This is a genomic window from Pseudoalteromonas sp. T1lg10, from assembly GCF_002964545.1.
GTDB lineage: Bacteria > Pseudomonadota > Gammaproteobacteria > Enterobacterales > Alteromonadaceae > Pseudoalteromonas.
The window spans coordinates 1,746-2,978 of the sequence record NZ_PQBV01000051.1; the positions used below are offsets into that span (position 1 = coordinate 1,746).

A 1,233-nucleotide genomic window follows, 5' to 3' on the forward strand; every position below is an offset into this window, starting at 1 on the left:
TACGACGGTCACGTTGCCGTTGCTATCCAAAGTGATCGCCGAGCTCGGTACCGTGATGGTGGTCACACCATCACTGATGGTGATGCTGTCGACGGTGGCATCGGCTTCGACAACGCCAGAAAGGGTCACGTTGGTCGCTTCGCTCGCGTTTACCAACTCATCGCCGCCGTCATTGAACGCGATGCTGTTCGCACCATCGCCCGTGGTTGGCGCGCTGGTATCAATGACTAAGTTACCCGTGGCCGTGCCGCTGTTACCCGCCGCGTCGGTGGCAGTCACGGTGACCTGGTAGCTACCGTCCATAAGCGCTGGCAAGGTGTTATCCACCAAGGTCCAGGTGCCGTCGCCATTGTTGGTGGCAACATAATCCACACCCTCAAGGGTTACCACTATGCTCGCCTCTGGATCATCTATGGTGCCGGTCAAGGCTGGGGTGCTGTCATTGGTGGTGTTGTCGTTGATGGTCACCGAAGGTGCGCCCGTATCTAGGGTGGTGGTATCGGTGACCGTACCTGTGTTCCCGGCAGCGTCTGTCACTGTCATGGTGACGGTCAGTTCACCGTCGGCGAGACCTGACAGATCTTGCCCAGTGACTGTCAGGTTGCCGTTGCTATCTGTGCTGATCGCCGAGCTCGGTACCGTGATCGTCGTCACACCATCACTGATGGTGATGCTGTCGACGGTGGCACCGGCTTCGACAACGCCAGAAAGGGTCACGTTGGTTGCTTCACTTGCGCTAACCAGCTCATCGCCGCCGTCGTTGAACGCAATGCTGTTCGCACCATCGCCCGTGGTTGGCGCGCTGGTGTCAATAACTAAGGTGCCCGTGGACGTGCCGCTGTTACCCGTCGCATCGGTGGCGGTCACGGTCACCTGGTAGCTTCCGTCCATAAGCGCTGGTAAGGTGTCGTCCACCAAGGTCCAGGTGCCGTCGCCATTGTTAGTGGCGGCGTAATCCACACCCTCAACGGTTACCACTATGCTCGCCTCTGGATCATCTATGGTGCCAGTCAAGGCTGGGGTGCTGTCATTGGTGGTGTTGTCGTTGATGGTCACCGAAGGTGCGCCCGTATCTAGGGTGGTGGTATCGGTGACCGTGCCTGTGTTCCCGGCAGCGTCGGTCACTGTCATGGTGACGGTCAATTCACCGTCGGCGAGGCTTGAAAGGTCTTGCCCAACGACGGTCACGTTGCCGTTGCTATCCGTGCTGATCGCCGAGCTCGGTACCGTGAT

At 59.0% G+C, this 1,233-nt stretch carries 1 protein-coding gene; it reads right to left on the reverse strand.

The genetic code is table 11. The features are described 5' to 3' along the window. Window positions 1-1,233, reverse strand: a 1,233-nt coding sequence (locus C2M17_RS13315; RefSeq protein WP_158684025.1) for an Ig-like domain-containing protein, incomplete at both ends; no start/stop codon positions are given.